21 protein-coding genes are annotated in these 20685 nt (G+C 55.3%); 4 read left to right on the forward strand and 17 right to left on the reverse strand.

The features are described 5' to 3' along the window. Positions 1-24: 24 nt before the first annotated feature. From rbsD to deoC, 3 genes are all read right to left on the reverse strand, one after another. Positions 25-534 carry a D-ribose pyranase gene (gene rbsD / locus ACVV26_RS17580; protein WP_474798513.1) on the reverse strand — a complete coding sequence of 170 codons (510 nt, stop codon included), beginning with the start codon at positions 532-534 and terminating at the stop codon, positions 25-27. 29 nt (positions 535-563) lie between these two features. Then, complete coding sequence (locus ACVV26_RS17585; protein WP_474798515.1) at positions 564-1475, reverse strand: ribokinase; 912 nt, start codon at positions 1473-1475, stop codon at positions 564-566. A 72-nt stretch (positions 1476-1547) separates the two neighbouring features. Beyond that, complete coding sequence (gene deoC, locus ACVV26_RS17590) at positions 1548-2249, reverse strand: deoxyribose-phosphate aldolase (protein ID WP_474798516.1); 702 nt, start codon at positions 2247-2249, stop codon at positions 1548-1550. 232 nt (positions 2250-2481) lie between these two features. On the opposite strand from deoC, the gene ACVV26_RS17595 reads away from it, so the two are divergent. Further along, positions 2482-3369, forward strand: a complete 888-nt coding sequence (locus ACVV26_RS17595; protein ID WP_312984833.1) for an AraC family transcriptional regulator — start codon at positions 2482-2484, stop codon at positions 3367-3369. Positions 3370-3385: 16 nt separating this feature from the next. Here ACVV26_RS17595 and proA read toward each other — a convergent pair whose 3' ends face one another. Together proA and proB are read right to left on the reverse strand one after the other, a co-directional pair. Next, entirely contained in the window at positions 3386-4639 is a 1254-nt protein-coding gene (gene proA / locus ACVV26_RS17600) for a glutamate-5-semialdehyde dehydrogenase (protein ID WP_474798517.1), read from the reverse strand. 10 nt (positions 4640-4649) lie between these two features. Then, positions 4650-5753 (reverse strand): glutamate 5-kinase, encoded by a 1104-nt coding sequence (proB, locus tag ACVV26_RS17605; protein ID WP_161660970.1) that lies wholly within the window; start codon positions 5751-5753, stop codon positions 4650-4652. A 292-nt stretch (positions 5754-6045) separates the two neighbouring features. On the opposite strand from proB, the gene phoE (ACVV26_RS17610) reads away from it, so the two are divergent. Beyond that, positions 6046-7101 (forward strand): phosphoporin PhoE, encoded by a 1056-nt coding sequence (phoE, locus tag ACVV26_RS17610; protein ID WP_474798519.1) that lies wholly within the window; start codon positions 6046-6048, stop codon positions 7099-7101. Between the two features lie 352 nt (positions 7102-7453). Further along, a complete protein-coding gene (gene phoE, locus ACVV26_RS17615) occupies positions 7454-8524 on the forward strand; it encodes a phosphoporin PhoE (protein WP_474798520.1) in 1071 nt (356 codons plus the stop codon). 55 nt (positions 8525-8579) lie between these two features. On the opposite strand, the gene crl is transcribed toward phoE (ACVV26_RS17615), so the two are convergent. The 3 genes from crl to gpt all read right to left on the reverse strand — a co-directional run bounded on the left by crl (position 8580) and on the right by gpt (position 10852). Beyond that, positions 8580-8981, reverse strand: coding sequence for a sigma factor-binding protein Crl (crl, locus tag ACVV26_RS17620; RefSeq protein WP_474798521.1), 402 nt, complete (start codon positions 8979-8981; stop codon positions 8580-8582). Between the two features lie 57 nt (positions 8982-9038). Next, the gene (gene frsA, locus ACVV26_RS17625; protein ID WP_474798522.1) at positions 9039-10280 is read right to left on the reverse strand and encodes an esterase FrsA; all 1242 of its coding nucleotides are present in this window, start codon (positions 10278-10280) and stop codon (positions 9039-9041) included. A 113-nt stretch (positions 10281-10393) separates the two neighbouring features. After that, complete coding sequence (gpt, locus tag ACVV26_RS17630) at positions 10394-10852, reverse strand: xanthine phosphoribosyltransferase (RefSeq protein WP_312985856.1); 459 nt, start codon at positions 10850-10852, stop codon at positions 10394-10396. Positions 10853-11109: 257 nt separating this feature from the next. On the opposite strand from gpt, the gene pepD reads away from it, so the two are divergent. Then, positions 11110-12567 carry a cytosol nonspecific dipeptidase gene (gene pepD / locus ACVV26_RS17635; protein ID WP_474798523.1) on the forward strand — a complete coding sequence of 486 codons (1458 nt, stop codon included), beginning with the start codon at positions 11110-11112 and terminating at the stop codon, positions 12565-12567. Positions 12568-12602: 35 nt separating this feature from the next. On the opposite strand, the gene ACVV26_RS17640 is transcribed toward pepD, so the two are convergent. From ACVV26_RS17640 to ACVV26_RS17680, 9 genes are all read right to left on the reverse strand, one after another. After that, positions 12603-13115, reverse strand: a complete 513-nt coding sequence (locus ACVV26_RS17640; protein WP_474798524.1) for a GNAT family N-acetyltransferase — start codon at positions 13113-13115, stop codon at positions 12603-12605. A 22-nt stretch (positions 13116-13137) separates the two neighbouring features. Beyond that, the gene (dinB, locus tag ACVV26_RS17645; RefSeq protein ID WP_474798525.1) at positions 13138-14193 is read right to left on the reverse strand and encodes a DNA polymerase IV; all 1056 of its coding nucleotides are present in this window, start codon (positions 14191-14193) and stop codon (positions 13138-13140) included. 99 nt (positions 14194-14292) lie between these two features. Next, positions 14293-14505: a (Na+)-NQR maturation NqrM gene (gene nqrM / locus ACVV26_RS17650; protein WP_312985848.1), complete on the reverse strand. Its 213-nt coding sequence runs from the start codon at positions 14503-14505 to the stop codon at positions 14293-14295. A 2-nt stretch (positions 14506-14507) separates the two neighbouring features. After that, positions 14508-15734, reverse strand: coding sequence for an NADH:ubiquinone reductase (Na(+)-transporting) subunit F (gene nqrF / locus ACVV26_RS17655; RefSeq protein WP_474798526.1), 1227 nt, complete (start codon positions 15732-15734; stop codon positions 14508-14510). A 9-nt stretch (positions 15735-15743) separates the two neighbouring features. Beyond that, the gene (nqrE, locus tag ACVV26_RS17660) at positions 15744-16340 is read right to left on the reverse strand and encodes an NADH:ubiquinone reductase (Na(+)-transporting) subunit E (RefSeq protein ID WP_474798527.1); all 597 of its coding nucleotides are present in this window, start codon (positions 16338-16340) and stop codon (positions 15744-15746) included. Positions 16341-16344: 4 nt separating this feature from the next. Further along, positions 16345-16983 carry an NADH:ubiquinone reductase (Na(+)-transporting) subunit D gene (locus tag ACVV26_RS17665; RefSeq protein WP_125295131.1) on the reverse strand — a complete coding sequence of 213 codons (639 nt, stop codon included), beginning with the start codon at positions 16981-16983 and terminating at the stop codon, positions 16345-16347. After that, a complete protein-coding gene (locus tag ACVV26_RS17670) occupies positions 16976-17770 on the reverse strand; it encodes a Na(+)-translocating NADH-quinone reductase subunit C (RefSeq protein ID WP_474798528.1) in 795 nt (264 codons plus the stop codon). The genes ACVV26_RS17665 and ACVV26_RS17670 overlap by 8 nt, the downstream gene beginning before the upstream one ends. Further along, entirely contained in the window at positions 17763-19001 is a 1239-nt protein-coding gene (locus ACVV26_RS17675; RefSeq protein ID WP_474798529.1) for an NADH:ubiquinone reductase (Na(+)-transporting) subunit B, read from the reverse strand. Before ACVV26_RS17675 ends, ACVV26_RS17670 begins: the two co-directional genes overlap by 8 nt. Before the next feature lie 3 nt (positions 19002-19004). Then, entirely contained in the window at positions 19005-20348 is a 1344-nt protein-coding gene (locus ACVV26_RS17680) for a Na(+)-translocating NADH-quinone reductase subunit A (RefSeq protein WP_474798530.1), read from the reverse strand. Between the last annotated feature and the right edge of the window lie 337 nt (positions 20349-20685).

Below are 20685 nucleotides of genomic sequence, written 5' to 3' on the forward strand. Positions count from 1 at the left end.
GCCCCCGTGATAGTGATAAAATGCCTACGCGCGTGAGTTAAGCTGCGGGACATGATTCTCTTTAATCCGCTGGCGGCGCGTCACATAGGCAGGCAGCGGCTGGACGTTAGTGCCGTCGGCAAACCACGCGAACGGGTCGGTACTGGCCACCAGCGCGAAATTAGCCCACGGGTTGAATGAGCCGGAGCGAATAATCACTTTGGCTTTATAAGCGAGTTCATTACACAGCACTTCATGGCTGGCTTCGCTGAAATCTGTCCCGGAGCCGGTAAAGATATCCTGCACCTGACGGTACAGGTCCGCGTTACAGTCGCGCACTTCCCGGGCGAATTTAATGTCTTCAACAAACACTTCATGGCGCAGCACGCGCAGAATATCGGTCACGTCGGGAATGCCCGGCCAGAAACCGAGGTCGATGCGATTAGCGTGCGGCGGGATGGGGAAACCGGCATCGGTCACCAGGATAATATCGGTATGGCCGAGGGTGGACAGCGCCGCCGCGAGTTGAGGATGTAGGATACGTTCAGGTCTCATGGTTATCTCTCCGAATTGAGTTTTTATAATTAACAACCGAGAAATTGTTCGACTTCTTTACGCGTTTTGTAGGAGGGCACGGTTTCCCAGTCGCAGCAGCACAGCGCGGCGGTGGCATTGGCGAAAAACGCCGCCTTTTCAATTGGCTGCCCTTCGCTTAATGCAACCGCCAGCCCCGCATTGAAGCTGTCTCCTGCGCCGTTGCTGTCTACCACCTCCACTTTGCAGGACGGGATTTCCAGGGTGTCGGTGCGGCTGAATACGGCACTGCCGGCTTCGCCCAGCGTCATTACCACATAGCGGCAGCCGGTCTCCAGCAGCAAATCGGCGATTTCGCGGTTGCTGCGCGCATCGTCCGGTGCCAGGCCCAGCGACACGCGGGCTTCGGTTTCATTAGGGGTCAGGTAATCGATAGGGTTTAGGTTCACGCCGCGTAAGTCCTGGGCGGGAGCCGGATTAAGAATGGTGGTTTTGCCGAGCTGTTTAGCGACATTCAGCCCGTAAAGCGCGGTCTCCAGCGGGATTTCCAGCTGCGCCAGCGCTACGCTGCTCTGTTCAATGAGCGCTTTCGCCTCGTCCACGTGCGCCGGGCTAAACAGTTTATTGGCCCCCATATCCACCACAATCACGTTGCGGGCCTGATTGTCTTTGATGATTAACCCGGCTCCGGTAGGCAGTTCAGGGGTTAAGGTCAACGCGTTGATATTCACGCCTTCGTCGCGCATCAGGGTCACGAATTCATGGCCAAACGTATCGTCACCGACGACGCCGGCGTAGGCTACTTTCGCCCCAAGCCGTGCCGCCTGCACCGCCATATCCGAGCCTTTCCCGCCCCAGGTCTGGCGAAAATCAGTGCCGATTAACGTCTCGCCCGCCATAGGAATACGATCTGCCGTCATGACCAGCGCTTTGGCATAACTGCCAAGGATAAAAATACTCATCAGTAATTCCCCTTCTTGACTGACAATGGCATAACACTGCGCCGCCGCAGTTACACTTGCGGCGGCGACGTATTAATAAGCGTTGATATCCCCCGTCAGGCCTTTGACCAGTTCCGGCCCGGAGCTGGTGCCGACCAGTTCGGCCCCGGCTTCGAACATCGCTTTCATTTTTTCCAGGGTATTGACCTTACCTGATACTTTTACCCGGCACGGTAACTGAATATTGGCTTTGAGAAGTCGAACATCTTCTACCGTCGCTTCGCAACCGCCTTTGCCCCAGCCGCTGGACTGTTTCACCCAATCAATGCCTGCTTCAAAGGCATAACGGGTGGCTTTGATTTTCAACGCTTCTTCGGTGATGAAACCAAACTCCAGCATGGCTTTCACTTTCATCCCCAGGTCATGAGCCACGTGGGTCACGCTTTTCAGCTCGTTAAAATAGAGATCTTCCTGGCCGCCCAACAGATAGCCGGGGTTTGGCGGGAAGTCGAACTCATCGGCACCTTCTTTCGCCAGCTCGCGCACCACTGCTATTTTCATTGCCGTGGTGTCGTTAGCCATGGGGAAGTTGACCGTGGTTGCCACCCGCACGCCGCTGCCTTTCAGCATGTCTTTGGCAAGGGAAACCCAGCAGGGCGCAATCATGGCCGCATCAAACTGATACTGCATGCAGGTTTCCAGATGTTTAATCACCCCTTCGCGTGTCAAATCCGGGTTGACGTTGGTGTACTGAATCGCCCTGGCGACCTGGCGCGGATCGTTAAAATTAATCATGGACAGCTCCTGTCTGGTAAGTAAAAAGCGTGTAAGTGTGCCGTGAAGATGTCGTTACTTTAGGCAGGATGTACGATGAGCGTGATAGGCAGAATTCCCTGGAACATGGATGAAATTTTCATGTCAATGAAAATGTGAGTCAGGTCAAAAATCACTCACAGAGCAGTGCCTGCCGGGTGGCGAAAAATGCCACTATGCCAGGCGAAACGGGCAAACAAGAAACCAGGCCGCTATGCAGAAACAAAAGCAACGCACCCGAGCGATCGCCAACTGGTATCGGGGTTCTGACGAATTTTCCACCCTGATGAACTACCGGATTTTGCGCGCCGGGCATATTGAGACTGCGGCGGATTTCCACGTGCATCGTCAGTCGGTGGTGGGCCATGAATTGCTGTTTTGCCTGCGCGGCGCGGGGTTTATCCGGATTGAAGACAGGCTTTATCCGGTGCGCGAAGGGCAACTGGCCTGGCTGCCGGTGCGCTGGCCGCATGAGCATTACCCCGACAAACACTCTCCCTGGGCGATCCTCTGGCTGCGCATAGAAGGTTCAAAACTCAACAATATCATGCAGATAATGGACGTTCCCCAGCGGCCAGTTTTCCAGTTCGACAATCCACAAAAGATCGTTGAAATTTATCACCATATTTTCGACCAGATGAACAGCTATACCCTGGTGACCGATGCCCACTGCGATATGCTGTGCAGCCAGTTGATTTTTACCCTGCTGGAAAACCGCAGCCACGATGCCGCGCAATCTCAGGTGATCACCCATCGCGGGCTGGGCAAGCTGCTGTATCAGATCCACAGCCATTACAACGATGACTGGGATATTGAGAAGTTTATGCATTACTGCCAGGTAAGTAAGTCGCAGCTGTTCCGCTTATTCCAGACAACATTCAACCAAAGCCCATTGAAATGGCTGAAGAACTATCGTTTATCTCAGGCGCGAAGGCTGCTGGTCGAAACGCAGGAAAGCATCAGCCGGATTGCGGTGCAGGTGGGGTATAACGACCCGCTGCATTTCTCGCGGGATTTTCATCGTGCGGTTGGCCTTTCGCCCAGCGCGTTTCGCAAGCAGGAACAACTGGAAGGCGCACAGCAAAAAAAGGGCGATGCCTGAGCATCACCCTTTCTTATCAGACGCGAACAGTATCGTCGCCGTAGCCGATCCACTTATAGGTGGTGAGCGCTTCGAGGCCCATCGGCCCTCGCGCGTGCAGTTTCTGGGTGCTGACCGCCACTTCCGCGCCCAGACCGAACTGTCCGCCATCAGTAAAGCGCGTCGAGGCGTTGACGTAGACCGCTGACGAGTCCACTTCATTGACGAAACGGTCGGCATTGCGCAGGGTACGCGTCAGGATCGCGTCGGAATGCTGAGTGCCGTGCTCGCGGATATGGGCAATCGCGCCGTCAATGTCTGCCACCAGCTTGACGTTAATATCCAGCGACAGGAATTCATCGTCATACTCTTCCGGCTTCACCGCTACCAACTGCGCCGGGCCATTTTTCAACTGCTCAAACGCGTGACTGTCCGCATGCAGCGTTACGCCGCTGGCAGCCATTTTTTCGCTCAGGGCAGGCAGGAAACGGTCAGCGATCCCCTGATGTACCAGCAGCGTTTCTACGGTGTTGCAGGTGCTCGGGCGTTGGGTTTTGGCATTGACGATCACGTTCAACGCCGCGTCGATTTCCGCGCTCTCATCAACAAAAATATGGCATACGCCAATTCCGCCGGTGATCACCGGAATGGTGGACTGCTCGCGGCACAGCTTATGCAGGCCCGCGCCACCGCGTGGGATCAGCATGTCGATGTACTTATCCATGCGCAGCATTTCAGAGACCAGCGCGCGATCCGGGCTTTCAATGGCTTGAACCGCACCCGCCGGTAATCCGCACTCTTCCAGCGCCTGCTGGATGACTTTTACCGTGGCGGCATTGGTGCGCCAGGTTTCTTTACCGCCGCGCAAAATCGCTGCGTTGCCGGTCTTCAGGCACAGCGACGCCACATCCACCGTGACGTTCGGGCGAGCTTCATAAATCACGCCAATCACGCCGAGCGGCACCCGACGGCGCTCAAGGCGCAGCCCACTGTCGAGCACGCCGCCGTCAATCACCTGCCCCACCGGGTCGGCAAGGTTGCACACCTGGCGCACGTCGTTGGCGATCGCGTGCAGACGCTGAGGCGTCAGCGCCAGGCGGTCCTGCATGGCGTCGCTCAGGCCACTGGCTTTGGCTTCGGCCAGATCCTGCTGGTTGGCGCTCAGGATGGCGTCCGCCTGAGCTTCAAGATAATCGGCGATTTTCTCCAGCACGCGGTTTTTCTCGCGGCTCGATAACAGCGCCAGCCGGTAAGAAGCCGCTTTCGCCGCTTTACCCATTTGTTCAAGCATTGCAGGCTCCTTAAATGAGGATCAGGTCGTCGCGATGGACGGCGACCGGGCCATATTCATAACCGAGAATGGCGTCGATTTGTTGGGAGTGATGCCCGGCAATACGGCGCAGCGCATCGCTGTTATAGCGGCTCACGCCGTGGGCGATGTCGCGTCCTTCCTGGTTGCGGATGCGGATCACTTCACCACGCGAGAAATTGCCGGTCACGGTTTTGATGCCTTTTGGCAGCAGAGAACTGCCGCGCGCCAGAATCGCCGTTTGCGCCCCTTCATCGACGCTGATTTCACCGGCGGGCGGCGCGCCAAAAATCCAGCGCTTACGGTTTTCCAGCGGCGACTGTTGGGGATGAAAGCGCGTGCCCACTGGCAGCCCTTCGATGACATCGCCAATCACGCCCGGTTTGCTGCCTGCGGCGATTACGGTCTCGATCCCAGCGCGTCCGGCCACATCGGCGGCTTGCAGTTTAGTCCCCATACCGCCAGTGCCCAGGCCGGATACGCTGTCGCCAGCAATAGCGCGCAGCGCGTCGTCAATACCGTGAACATCAGCGATCAGCTCCGCCTGCGGATTGCTGCGCGGGTCGGCGGTAAACAGCCCTTGCTGATCGGTCAGCAGCAGCAGTTTATCGGCACCCGCCAGGATCGCGGCCAGCGCGGAAAGATTGTCATTATCGCCAACTTTGATTTCCGCCGTGGCGACCGCGTCGTTTTCGTTGATGACCGGAACGATGTTGTTATCCAGCAGAGCGCGCAGCGTATCGCGAGCGTTCAGAAAACGTTCACGATCTTCCATATCAGCGCGGGTCAGCAACATCTGCCCGACGTGGATCCCGTAAATAGAGAACAACTGCTCCCAGAGTTGGATCAGGCGGCTTTGCCCCACGGCGGCAAGAAGCTGTTTCGACGCGATGGTCGCCGGAAGTTCTGGATACCCCAGGTGTTCACGCCCGGCAGCGATAGCCCCGGACGTAACGATAACAATGCGATGCCCGGCGGCATGTTGCCGGGCGCACTGGCGCACCAATTCCACAATATGGGCGCGGTTCAGGCGGCGCGAACCGCCTGTTAAGACACTGGTCCCTAGTTTTACGACCAGGGTCTGGCTGTCACTCATGATTCTCTGCCGTTTCAACAAAAATTAGTAAAAGAACAATCAGAAAGACGTTGTAACAGGAGTCAGGCGACTTGCCAACTGCCCGGCTTTAAATCCCCAAACATTGTGCGGCGCGAAGGCCAAATATTACCAAACATCAAGGAAACAACATTTTTAGAAACATCGTTTCATTCTTTTTTATATTTTTTCTTACTCTGTCACAGATCTTTCATACAGGCTCGTTATGATTCATGGCGATTTTCAATGGGCGGATGTCCGAAACTTAGCGCGTATAAAAACATTGGGATTGAAAATGAAAAAAAGCACGTTGGCATTAGTGGTGATGGGCGTTGTAGCAGCATCAGCGGCGCAGGCAGCAGAAGTGTATAACAAGAACGGCAACAAACTGGATGTATACGGCCGCGTTAAAGCAATGCACTACATGAGTGATTACGCCGCGAAAGACGGTGACATGACTTATGTTCGTTTCGGCTTCAAAGGTGAAACTCAGATCACCGACGCCATTACTGGCTTTGGCCGCTGGGAAGCGGAATTTGCGGGTAACAAAGAAGAAGGCGCGGCTAACGCGCAGAAAACCCGTCTGGCTTTCGCCGGTATTAAATTCCAGGATTTCGGTTCTATCGACTACGGGCGTAACCTGGGCGCGCTGTACGACGTAGAAGCCTGGACCGATATGTTCCCGGAATTCGGCGGCGACTCTTCCGGCCAGACCGATAACTTCATGACCAAGCGTTCCAGCAGCCTGGCGACTTACCGTAACACCGATTTCTTCGGCGCGATCGACGGTCTGAACACCACACTGCAATATCAGGCTAAAAACGAAGGCCGTACCGCCAGCAAAGAAAACGGCGACGGTTTCGGTACTGCGGTAACGTATGACTTCGGCGGCAGCGCATTCAGCATCGGCGGCGCGTACACCAACTCCGACCGTACAGACCTGCAAGAACGTCAACTGCGCGGCCAGGGTAAAAAAGCCGAAGCCTGGGCAACCGGTCTGAAATACGACGCCAACAATCTGTACCTGGCGACCATGTATTCTGAAACCCGCAACATGACGCCGATTTCTGGTGGCTTTGCTAACAAAGCACAGAACTTCGAAGCCGTGGTTCAGTATCAGTTCGACTTCGGCCTGCGTCCGTCCCTGGGCTACGTACAGTCTGAAGGCAAAGACATTAATGGTATCGGCGACGTTGATTTAGTGAAATATATCGACGTGGGCGCGGTTTACTACTTCAACAAAAACATGTCCGCCTTCGTGGACTACAAAATCAACCAACTGGATGACGACAATGCGCTCGGCATCAACAACGATGACATCGTTGCCGTTGGTGTGACGTATCAGTTCTAAGCAGTAAACTCGTATGGCTACCAGACCCCCCGCGCAAGCGGGGGTTTTGCTTTCAGGCAATACCCCCTCGTTTACGCAGAATCGCTTTCCGTTATCCCCTGTCGTTTCAACATTCACGTAGAGCCAATTAAACGGGCTGGCGCGTTTTCTGAGGTATTCGGACAGAAGCCATAATGTTTATTTAAAATTCCGAAAATTACATTTTTAGAAACCTTATCTCACTTTTATTCATGCTTATTCTTTCTTTGAAATATATCATTCCTGCAATGTCATATAGGGCGCATCTATTTCTTTAACTGATAGTTGCTCTATTAATGGCAGCCATAAAAAGGATGAATAAAAAGGATTAAAAATGAAGAAAAGCACACTGGCATTAGTGATGATGAGCTTGGTTACAGCATCAGCAGCGCAAGCAGCTGAAGTTTATAACAAAGACGGTAATAAACTGGACGTCTACGGACGAGTGAAAGCCATGCATTACATGAGCGATTACTCTGCAAAAGACGGCGATAAAACCTACGCGCGTTTCGGCTTTAAAGGCGAAACACAAATTAATAATGAACTGACTGGCTATGGCCGTTGGGAAGCGGAATTCGCCGGTAACAAAGAAGAAGGGGCGGCTAACACGCAAAAAACCCGCCTGGCTTATGCTGGCTTAAAACTTCAGGACTACGGCTCGCTCGATTATGGTCGTAACCTGGGCGCGCTGTATGACGTGGAAGCCTGGACCGATATGTTCCCGGAGTTCGGCGGCGACTCCTCCGGTCATAACGATAACTTTATGGCTAAGCGTGCCAATGGTCTGGCGACTTACCGTAATACCGATTTCTTCGGTGTCGTCGATGGTCTGAACACTACCCTGCAATACCAGGGAGCCAATGGCGACCGCAGCGCGCGCACTGAAAACGGTAACGGTTTCGGTACGGCAATGACCTATGACTTCGGCGGCAGCCCTTACAGCATTGGTGCCGCGTACACCAACTCTGAACGCACCGACAGACAGAATATCCAGCGTGTCGGCAGAGGCGACAAAGCAGAAGCCTGGGCGACCGGCCTGAAATATGACGCCAACAATATCTACATTGCGGCCATGTACTCTGAAACCCGTAACATGACACCGGTTTATGCCAGTGACAGTTACATTGGCGCAGCGAATAAGGCGCAGAACGTTGAAGTGGTTGTTCAGTATCAGTTCGACTTCGGTCTGCGTCCGTCCCTGGGCTATGTCCAGTCGAAAGGTAAAGATATCGAAAACATCGGCGACGTTGATTTAGTCAACTACTTTGACGTGGGGGCGGTTTACTATTTCAACAAAAACATGTCCGCCTTTGTTGATTACAAAATTAACCAAATTCATAAAAACAATGCGCTCGGCATCAACGACGATGACATCGTTGCCGTGGGTATGACTTACCAATTCTAATCAGCAACAAAACCCCCGTGTAAACGGGGGTTTTGCTTTTAAAGAGGGGAAACTATCAGGCGGTGAGTTTGATATTCGCTTCGGCAAAATCATCTGCCGGCTCTAGCTTCAAATCCAATGACGCTAACAACTCGCGCAGACGCTCGTGGAAATCACGCAGGGTTTGCTCCAGCTTTTCATTCACTTCACGATCTTTAATCGCCGTTGCCTGCCAGTGGCCTTCTTCATCATAAAGACCAAAATGCCAGGTATAGGTAAAGCGTTTCTCTTCCGCTTCCAGTTCCATCCACCATCCCCAGAACTCACGCTTTTCCGGCGCGGGTTTGACATTGACGCAAACTGCCAGGCAATCGAAAAAGAAACGGTTGTCTTCACATTGCCCTTCCCGGATATACGGGCCCAGGGCCGTGAACTTTTTAATCATCCTGCTCTTCGGGTGTCCACTCGGTAACGTCATTGCAATCTCCTTTGGTGAAGCAACTGTTTTACCAAAACAATGGAATTTAGCAATCTATTAACCAAATCGATTGTTAATCCATCCGGCAATTTCTTTTAACGCTTTATCAAAATTGCGATACACCGGATTAAAGGGTATCTCCAGCAATTTGCCATCGGATGATGACGAGGTGATGAAGCGCGACTCCTCAGGCGGGCTGAAAGGATCGTTTTTCCAGTAACCTGACAGCATCGGCGTCGGACAACGGCGGCCCAGCAACCCCTGAGTTTTTAGCGAATAGCGGTTGAGCTCGGTGCGCAGCGCGGTATCCGCCGCATCGTACATGCCCAACCGGCTGGCCAGCACGTCCATATACATTTCCGGCACTTTGTTTTGCAGCGTGGTGTCAGTCAGCAGTTGATGAACCATTGGCCCCAGACACGCCACCGCTTTGAGGCGCGGCGATTCGAGATAGGCTAAACGCACTGCCACGTTGGCCCCAAAACGAAAGCCGAACAGCGCCACGCGGGTGTGGTCAATCCAGGGGAGTTCCGGCAGGGATTTCAACACGTGCTGGTGCAGCAGGCTGGAGTCCTGGGTGAGTTTCCATTTTGCCGAGAAGCCGACTGACGGCATATCAAGGGTCAGCATCGCAATGCCCAGCGGCGCGAAATATTGCTCGAACAGATTGAAATAATCGCTTTGTAATGCGTCCAGACCACCGCACATCAGCACGGTAGGGAACGGCCCGTCGCCCTTCGGTTGGTGTAAAAAACCGCTGACGGGGCTGCCGCCCGGTACGTTAAATTCCAGCTCGCGGATGTTGAACGGCAGGCGCTGCACCGCTTCCTGGTAGGCACGGTTCCCCAGCGCCTGGGCTTGTTCCGCCAGCTCATCACCTTTTAAGTGCGGATAGGCGGCGATGCTGTAAAGATTAGAGGCTTTCAACCAGTGGCGACCGGCGGTGGCGTCGTCTTCCGCCTGCCCTGCCCGTTGCTGCCACAGCATGGCCTGTTTCGACCATTCGTAAATCCAGTTGCCACCGCGATAGCCGATCACCGTGTCGTACAGCGCCGGATCGGTACGTTCGGCGTCACTCATCACAATGCGCGCCTGCACGTCGAGAATTTCACGCGGATCGATGCCGCGCCATACCCACATCAGACGGTTAATCATCCGATACCAGTGGGGAATATTCTTACCATCAAGGGCGGACTGAATGGCGGGATGGCCAGTATGATGCACCCGCCGAACGAGTGTTGACGTCTCCGGGTGTTTAAAGCGGGGTTTAAACAGGGTTTCGCTCAGATTTTTTGCCATGTCGTTCAGCCTCCATAACGCTCAATGGCCCTATTGTAGCGTGTCAGGGGCTAAAAAAAACAAACGCCCGGCAAGCGGGCGTTGATATCAGTCAGGCAAAACGCGGTTTCGCATTAACGGCCAGACAACGGCGGTACAAAGACCACGCCCATGTCCCACGGCTGCTCAATCCAAGTGTCCTGCGGGATGTCGACAACATAGTCATTCACCAGCGGTTTCCCGGCCGGCTTGGCGAAAATGGTCACGAAATGCGCTTTAGGGTACATCTCACGGATGGCAACCGCCGTACCGCCAGTGTCCACCAGATCGTCAATCACGATAAAGCCTTCGCCGTCGCCTTCAGCGCGCTTGATCACTTTCAGCTCACGCTGGTTGTCGTGATCGTAGCTGGAAATACAGACGGTATCGACATGGCGAATACCCAGTTCACGGGCCAGCAGCGCGCCAGGGACCAAACCACCGCGGCTCACGGCAATAATGCCTTTCCATTGATCGGCTGGCAGCAAGCGGCTTGCCAGTTTGCGGGCGTGAATCTGCAACATGTCCCAGGTGACGATGTATTTTTCGCTCATGTGAAGTGTCCCGGCCTGTTTTAAACGGCTTAAAAGTATTCAGGGGAAAATAGGTTGCGCGAGATTATAGAGATCTGACGCACTAAAAACCAGTGCTGTGCGGCATCCGCTGCGGTTTTTACGTGAGGCGGTCTACATGATGTAACAGAAAGTGGTATGCTCACGACATCACGCAAGCTTGGCTTGTGGTACATCGTAATCAGGTAAACCTGTGACCGGCAGCCCCTTTTGCCGGGTCAACGTCAAGGAGACTTAACGTGTCTGAACTGTCTCAACTCTCCCCGCAGCCGCTGTGGGATATTTTTGCCAAAATCTGCTCCATCCCTCACCCGTCTTATCATGAAGAACAACTCGCCGAACACATTTTAAGCTGGGCCAGTGAGAAAGGACTGGAAGCGGAGCGCGACAGCGTTGGCAACATCCTGATCCGCAAACCGGCCACTGCCGGTATGGAAAACCGCAAAACGGTGGTCCTGCAGGCGCACCTTGATATGGTGCCGCAGAAAAATAACGATACCGACCATGACTTCACCAAAGACCCGATTCAACCGTGGATCGACGGCGAATGGGTGAAAGCGCGCGGCACCACGCTGGGTGCGGATAACGGCATCGGCATGGCGTCCGCGCTGGCGGTGCTGGCGGATGATTCCGTGGCCCACGGCCCGCTGGAAGTGCTGTTGACCATGACCGAAGAAGCGGGCATGGACGGCGCGTTTGGTTTGCAGCCAGGCTGGTTAAAAGCCGACATTCTGATTAACACCGACTCCGAAGAAGAAGGTGAAATCTACATGGGCTGCGCAGGGGGTATCGACTTTATCACCACCCTGAAACTGGATCGCGAGGCAATTCCGGCAGGTTTTGAGACCTTCAAACTGACGCTGAAGGGCCTGAAAGGCGGCCACTCTGGCGGCGATATTCATTTAGGCCTGGGCAACGCCAACAAACTGCTGGCGCGTTTTCTGGCCGGTCACGCCAGAGAACTGGACCTGCGTCTGGTGGACTTTAACGGCGGCACCCTGCGTAACGCCATCCCGCGTGAAGCCTTTGCCACCGTTGCCGTTCCGGCAGACAACGCGGCTGACTTGAAAAACCTGGCCAGCCACTATCAGGACATCCTGAAAAACGAACTGTCGGTAGTGGAAAAAAATCTGGTGGTGCTGCTGGATAGCGCAACAACCGATAAATCCGCCCTGACCGCGACAAGCCGCGATGCGTTTATCAGCCTGCTGAACGCCACCCCGAACGGCGTGATCCGTAACTCCGACGTGGCGAAAGGCGTGGTGGAAACGTCCCTGAATGTTGGCGTGGTGACAATGGAGCAGGACAGCGCGCAGATTATCTGCCTGATCCGTTCGCTTATCGACAGCGGTAAAGATTACGTAGTCGGTATGCTGGAATCGCTGGGCGGCCTGGTCGGCGCGCAAACCGAAGCCAAAGGCAGCTATCCTGGCTGGCAGCCGGACGCCAGCTCGCCGGTGATGGCGCTGGTGCGTGAAACTTACCAGAAGCTGTTCAACAAGACGCCGAACATTCAGGTGATCCACGCGGGTCTGGAATGCGGTCTGTTCAAGAAACCGTATCCTGACATGGATATGGTGTCGATTGGGCCAACCATCACCGGGCCGCACTCCCCGGATGAGCAGGTTCATATTGAAAGCGTCGGCCAGTACTGGACGCTTCTCACGGAACTGCTGAAAGCCATTCCGGCTAAATAAGTCGTAGATTAAGGGCAACGCGATGTTGCCCTTTTTTATTCGCTCAGTTCACGGTATTCCAGCAGAGTATGCGCTTCGCCCAACCATTTCTGCATTCGGTAATTCACGAGATCCTCACCCCGTAACCCCACGGTTTGTTTCGCTATGACTTTGAATCCGTGCCGCTCAAAGAAAGGCCGCGCCGTAATGCTGGCTTCGGTAAACAGCGTGGCAATGTTTTGCGCGCGGGCTTGGTTTTCCAGGCGATTCAACAGCGCGGTAGCGGTTTTTTGCCGCTGGTAATCAGGATGCACAAACAGCAAATCAAGATGCCCATCGCGCTCGAGAGTAATAAACCCGGCAATTTCGTCATGGTTACAGGCGACAAACGTCCAGGCGTGCGACAGACGTACCATCCAGCGTTGTTCATCAATCTGCGCCCAGGCGCGGGTTTGCGCCTCGTTATAATCTTTGGCCGCCACTTCGCTAACCGAGCGCAGGAACACCTCTACAACATCAGGGAAATCGCGTGGATGATAGCGACGAATAACTGGCGCGCTTTTTACCATCACTGCCTCCTGTATTAGTAAGTCAAAGACCAAGCACCAACTGACGCTCCAGCTGTGGGTCAAGCAGGGTGACATGCAGGCCCACCAGGCGAACGCCGCGCCCGGCGCGCCGCTCGTCCCAGGTTTTACGCGCCGTGGCAAGCAAATCTTCTTTATTGAGCCGTGGCCAGACGTGCTCCTGGGTGGTGAGCTGGAAATCATTAAACTTAAGCTTAACGCCCTGGCGGGCAATTAACAGGTCGGGTTTAACATTCGCCAGCCGGCGCTCCAGTTCCGGGTACAGGCGTTCGACGATTTGCTCACAATCGGCCCAGTCGTGAATGTCCTCGGCCAGGGTACGTTCCACACCGATGGATTTACGCTGCCGGTCGTTGCTGACTTGACGCTCATCAATACCCTGGCTGCGCTCCCACAGCACTCGCCCGAATTTACCAAAACGCTTTAACAGTGAGGCCAGATCGCATTTCTGCACGTCTTCACAGGTTACCAGGCCCAGCTTTTCCAGCTTGCCAGCCGTGACTTTCCCTACGCCCGGGATTTTCGACAGCGGCAACGTTTTCAAAAACGCAGGCATTTCTTCCGGGGTGATCACGCACTGGCCGTTGGGCTTATTGAGATCTGAGGCGATTTTCGCCACGAACTTTATTGGCGCGATACCGGCGGAGGCGGTGAGTTGCAGTTCATCAAAAATGGTCTGGCGGATTTCTCGCGCCATTAACGTTGCCGAGCCGTGGCAGTGCGGGCTGTCGGTGACGTCCAGGTAGGCTTCATCCAGCGAGAGCGGTTCGATCAGCGGCGTATAGCGCAGGAAAATTTCACGGATATGGTTAGAGGCTTCTTTATAGGCGTCGAAGCGGCCAGGTAACAGCGTGAGATGGGGACAAAGTTTCAGGGCCATTCCCGTCGGCATAGCACTACGCACGCCAAATTTGCGCGCCGGATAGTTCGCTGTGCTGATGACCCCGCGCCGCTCCCGGCTGCCGCCGATAGCGATGGGGATATCGCGTAATGCCGGGTTGTCGCGCATCTCTACGGCTGCAAAAAAGCAGTCCATATCGACGTGAATAATTTTGCGCATAGCCCACCTCAGGAATAACACTGGATAAGTATACAGCGTGATTTGGCAAATTGAGAAGAGCGGGATAAGACATCGCCCCCATAAAGGAGGCGATTCAGATTAGAGAATGCGGTTCTGGCGCTGAGCCGCCCGGGCGAGACGCTTTTTACGCGCATCGCAGGGTTCAGGGCAGTCGCACACTTTCTCCATGCCCAGCGCGGAAATCCCTCCGCAACTCCCCTGGAGGGTTTTACGTTTGATCAGCACGCCAAGCGACATGCCGAAAATCACCAGCAGGAAGATGGCAAAGGTGGCGATAAAAATGGTCAACATGATTAACCTCCGAAATCATCCAGCAGGATGTTTTCATCCTCAACGCCCAGGTTCTTCAGCATGGTAATGACCGCAGCGTTCATCATCGGCGGGCCACACATATAGAACTCGCAATCTTCCGGGGCAGGATGGTCGCGCAGGTAGTTTTCGTACAGGACATTATGGATAAACCCGGTATAGCCGGTCCAGTTATCCTCCGGCAGCGGATCGGACAGCGCAATATGGAAGGTAAAGTTCGGATTGTCCCGCGCCAACTGCTCAAATTCCTCCTGGTAGAACATTTCGCGCAGCGAGCGCGCGCCGTACCAGAAGCTGATTTTGCGTTGGGTTTTCAGGCGCACCAGCTGGTCGAAAATATGCGAACGCATCGGCGCCATGCCTGCCCCGCCGCCAATAAACACCATTTCTGCGTCGGTCTCTTTGGCAAAGAACTCGCCGAACGGCCCGGAAATGGTCACGCTATCCCCGGCCTTCAGCGACCAGATATACGAGGACATAATCCCCGGCGGCGCATCAGGTACGCCCGGCGGCGGCGTGGCGATACGCACGTTCAGCATGATGATGCCTTTCTCGTCCGGGTAGTTCGCCATCGAATAGGCGCGTACGCAGGGCTCGGTCACGGTTGACTGGAAGCGGAACAGATTGAATTTTTCCCAGTCGCCACGATATTCCTGCGGCACGTCGAAATCGGCGTAATTCACCGTGTGCGGCGGGCATTCGATTTGAATGTATCCGCCCGCGCGGAACGGGACATCTTCACCTTCAGGAATGCGCAGTTTCAGCTCTTTGATAAACGTGGCTTTGTTATCGTTAGAGATTACTTCGCACTGCCATTTTTTAATGCCAAAGATCTCTTCCGGCAGCTCGATTTTCATATCCTGGCGCACCGCCACCTGGCAGGCTAAACGGCAGCCGTCTTTGGCTTCGCGTTTCGAGATATGCGCCCGCTCGGTGGGCAGAATGTCCCCGCCGCCGGACTTCACCGTCACGCGGCACTGGCCGCAGGAACCGCCGCCGCCACAGGCGGATGACACGAAGATCCCCTGGTTTGATAAGGTATTGAGCAGCTTGTCCCCCGCCGGGGCGCGGAACTGTTTATCGGTGTCGTCGTTGATTTCAATCACGACATCGCTGGCGTTAACCAGCAGCGATTTGGCGAACAAAATCAGCACTGAAAGCACCAGAACAATCAGCGTGAACATCCCCACGCCAAGTAATATTTCTGTCATAGCTATCCCTTAAAGCTGCACACCGGAGAAGGACATAAAGCCCAGCGCCATCAGGCCGGTGGTAATAAAGGTAATCCCCAGGCCGCGCAGACCCGCTGGCACATTGGCGTATTTCAGCTTTTCGCGGATCCCCGCCATGGCGACAATCGCCAGCATCCAACCGATGCCAGAGCCAAAGCCGTAAACGATAGATTCGCTGAAGTTATAGTCGCGCTGCACCATAAACGAGACGCCGCCGAAGATGGCGCAGTTCACCGCGATCAGCGGCAGGAAGATGCCCAGCGCGTTGTACAGCGACGGGAAATACTTATCGAGGATCATCTCGAGGATTTGCACCAGCGCGGCGATTACCCCAATAAACGTGATGAAGTTCAGGAAGCTCAGGTCGACACCGTTCACCAGCGCGCCATCACGCAGCACCAGGTTAAAGACCAGGTTGTTGACCGGCACCGAAATGCCCAGCACCACGGTGACTGCCACGCCCAGGCCAAATGCCGTCGAAACCTTTTTCGACACCGCCAGGAAGGTGCACATCCCCAGGAAGAAGGCCAGCGCCATGTTTTCGACAAACACCGCGCGCACAAACAGGCTTATGTAATGGGCCATGGAATTACTCCTTTTCCTGCTGTTCAGGCTTCAGGGTACGCAGCGCCCAAATCAGCAGCCCGATAATAAAGAACGCGCTCGGGGCCAGCAGAAATAGGCCGTTCGGCAAGTACCAGCCACCGTTTTGCACGGTATCCAGCACGGTGACGCCAAACAGTTTGCCGCTGCCGAAAAGCTCGCGTAGGAAACCGACCACGATCAAAATCACGCCGTAGCCCAGACCGTTACCGATCCCGTCCATAAAGCTCGCCAGCGGCGGGGATTTCATGGCGTAAGCTTCGGCGCGCCCCATCACGATGCAGTTGGTAATAATCAGGCCGACAAATACTGACAGCTGTTTAGAGATCTCATAGGCGAAGGCGCGCAGGATCTGATCCACCACGATCACCAGCGAGGCGATGATCGCCATCTGCACGATGATGCGCACGCTGTTGGGGATGTAGTGGCGGATCATCGAGATAAACATGCTGGAAAACGCCGTCACCAGCGTCACCGCCAGAGTCATCACAAAAGCCGTTTCCAGTTTGGTGGTGACCGCCAGCGCCGAACAGACGCCGAGCACCTGTAAGGAGATCGGGTTGTTATCCACCAGCGGGCTGACCAGCACCCGCTTGATCTCTTTCATATTGCTGATTTCAGCCATTGTTGAGCGCTCCTTCACGAAGGCGTTTTAAGAACGGGCCAAAACCGCGTTCGCCCATCCAGAAATCAAAACTGTGCTGCACGCCGTTAGAGGTCAACGTCGCGCCGGAAAGCCCGTCCACGCCGTATTCATCACCTGAACGCGCGCTGCCTTTGACAATCTTCAGCGCCGGTTTGCCGCTCTCATCAAGCAGCTTTTTACCGACCCAGCCTTGCTGCCAGTTTGGGTTTTCGATTTCGCCGCCCAGACCAGGGGTTTCGCCGTGGTCATAGTACGTAATGCCCTTAACCGTGCGGCCATCGGTATCCAGCGCCACGAAGGCGTACATCACCGACCACAGCCCGTTGCCGTAGACCGGCAACACGATCTCCTGGGTTTGTTGCTGCTCGTCGCGCACCAGATAGATTTCCGCAATATTGCTGCGGCGCTTAATGCCCGCCGGGTCCTGCTCCGCAGGCAGTGCGATGCTGAGCTCCGGGTCTTTCAGCGCCAGGCTTTGATCGAACTGCGCCGGGTCTTTGTTAACGAACTCGCCGGTTTTCAAATCCACCAGCCGCGCGCTGATGCGCGTGTCATAGATTGATTTGACCTCTTCGTTGGTCAAATTTGGGGCCATCAGCCCGGCGACCTGCAAAATATTGCGCTGCTTATCAAGCAGCTTTTGCTCTTGCTGACGCGACTTTAGGCCCACCGCCGAGCCCGCCACAATCACCGAGCACACCAGGCACAGCACCAGCACCGCCAGCAGCGTTCTGCCTGGGGTATCGAAACTTTTCACCTCAGCCACGGGACGCCCTCCGCTTGATATTGGCCTGCACCACCACGTAGTCGAACAGCGGCGCAAACAGGTTGGCAAACAGGATCGCCAGCATCATGCCTTCCGGATACGCCGGATTGACCACGCGGATCAGGACACACATCACGCCAATCAACGCGCCGTAACACCATTTGCCCTTCTCGGTGAAGGAAGCGGACACCGGGTCGGTAGCCATAAACATCATCCCGAAGGCGAACCCGCCGAGCACCAGATGCCAGTACCAGGGCATGGAGAACAATGGGTTAGTGTCGGAGCCGATAAGGTTAAACAGCGTGGCGGTGGCGATCATGCCAACCATCACGCCCGCCACGATGCGCCAGGAAGCGACGCGGCCAAACAAAATAATGGCCCCGCCAATCAGGATCATCAGCGTAGAGACTTCGCCAATCGAGCCGGGGATAAAGCCGAGGAAGGCATCCATCCAACTCACCGGCAGACCGGTGGTGATATCCACCAGCGATTCGCCGCCGCCCGTCGCCCACTGGGAGAGCGGCGTCGCGCCGGAAAAACCGTCCGCGGCGGTCCACACCAGGTCGCCGGAGATTTGTGCCGGATAGGCGAAAAACAGGAACGCGCGCCCCGCCAGCGCCGGGTTGAGGAAGTTACGCCCGGTGCCGCCGAACAGCTCTTTGGCAATCACTACGCCAAAGCTGATGCCCAGCGCCGCCTGCCAGAGCGGCAGCGTCGGTGGGATAATCAGGGCGAACAAGATCGACGTAACGAAAAAGCCTTCGTTAATTTCATGTTTGCGCACGATAGCGAACAGTACTTCCCAGAACCCACCCACCAGAAATACCGTCAGGTAGAGCGGCAGAAAGTAAACGGCTCCCAGCGTCATCATGCTGATCCAGCCCGCGTCCGGCGCGAAGCTGACGCCGAGCCACTGCGCCGTCTGGTAATGCCAGTTGTTGGCAATCACCTGTGCCAGTTGCGCAGGCTCATAGAGCTTGTTTAAGGCGGGAATGGTTTGCAGCCCGACGTTGTACATGCCCCAGAACATGGCCGGGAATACCGCGAACCACACCAGGATCATCATGCGCTTTAAGTCGATGGCGTCACGCACGTGGGACGCGCCCTTCGTAACCATGCCCGGCGTGTAAAAGATAGTGACCGTTGCTTCATACAGCGGGTAATACTTCGCCAGCTTGCCGCCCTCGATAAAATGCGGCTCCAGCTTTTCAAAAAAGTGCTTCAAACCCATTGCTTATCCTTCCTGCTCAATACGGGTTAACACGTCGCGCAGCACCGGGCCGTACTCATATTTTCCGGGGCAAACATAGGTACAGAGCGCTAAATCCTCTTCATCCAGCTCCAGGCAACCTAACGCCTGCGCGGCATCGGTATCGCCCGCCAGCAAATCGCGCAGCAGTAGGGTCGGTAAGATATCTAACGGCATCACGCGTTCGTAATTGCCGATCGGCACCATAGCGCGCTCCCCGCCGTTGGTATCGGTGGAGAAGTTGAACAGCTTGTTTTTCAGGAAGTGGCCCAGCGTGGTGCGGGTAATCGAGAACTTCTCTTTACCGGGCATCACCCAGCCGAACAGCTCTTTATCCCCGCCTTCAGGCAAGACACTGACCTGGAGATGAAAACGCCCCAGGTACGCATGCGGCCCGTGGGCGCGCACGCCGTTTAGCACCGAACCGGAAATAATGCGGTTGGCACCGTCCTGCAACTCTCCTGCGGTGAGCTCGTCCAGCGATGCGCCCAGCCGGGTGCGGATTAAACGCGGGTTTTTCACCTGTGGGCCGCCGAGCGCAATGACCCGCTCGGTCCACAGTTCGCCGTCGATGAACAGCTTGCCGATAGCAATCACATCCTGGTAATTCAGGTGCCACACCTGCTTATGCAGGCTGACCGGCTCCAGAAAGTGAATATGGGTGCCCGGCAGGCCCGCCGGGTGGGGACCGGCAAACTCGTTAAAAGTCACCTGGCCGCTGGTATGGCCGCCTAACTTGCCGCCGCTGGCCTGGCAGACGTGTACTTTGCCCGGCGTGAGGCGCGTGAGCACGCTCAGCCCCGCATCGAACATGGCGCGATGGCTAAGAATAATCGGCTCAGGCCTGGCGCTCAGCGGGTTGGTGTCCATGGCAGTAACGAAAATCGCCGCCGGTACGCTGCCCGGTACGGGCGCTTTACTGAATGGCCGGGTACGGAACGCCGTCCATAATCCGGAATCCAGTAACTGGTTTTGCACCGTTTCACGGGGAAGCGAGGCCAGCGAGGCGCGCTCATGGCGGGCAAAGGTTCGCTGCTCATCGCCTTCAACGCGAATGACCACAGACAGTAAAACACGTCTCTCCCCACGATGGATCGCCACCACCTCGCCGCTGGCGGGCGCGGTGAACAGTACGCCGGGGATTTTTTTATCTTCAAACAGCGCTTGCCCTTTCATGACCCGGTCGCCTTCTTTGACCAGCATTGAGGGGCGCATGCCAACGTACTCCTCGCCACGCAAGGCTACGTGCTGAATAACGGGGCCATCCGTCACCTGCTGTTCCGGCAGGCCCGCGATGGGAAGATTTAGCCCTTTTTTAATTTTAATCATAAGGTTAGCACGGAATAGTTAACGTAATTCCCGGCATGGAATGCCGAAACCAGAGTTGAACATCGCTGCAATGTGGAAGAAAAGAAGGATGGGACGTTACGAATGCGCTACTGCCGACAACGCCAGAAAAGGCAAAGTTCGGGTAATGATCGTCAGGAGAATTTCCTTTCTTCTGTGCAGGTCATCATACGGCGTGAATGGTACCATCAATCGATTGATTAGCGTCAGAAATAGATGAAAAGGAATCATAACTGCGAGGAAGCGCGCAAAGTTTTTGCCGCGCGCAGGCGGACCAGGCAATACTGTGTAGCAAAACTGAATTGTAAACTCACCTCGG

The sequence above is a fragment of the Atlantibacter sp. MEI4A-1023 genome, from assembly GCF_056155425.1.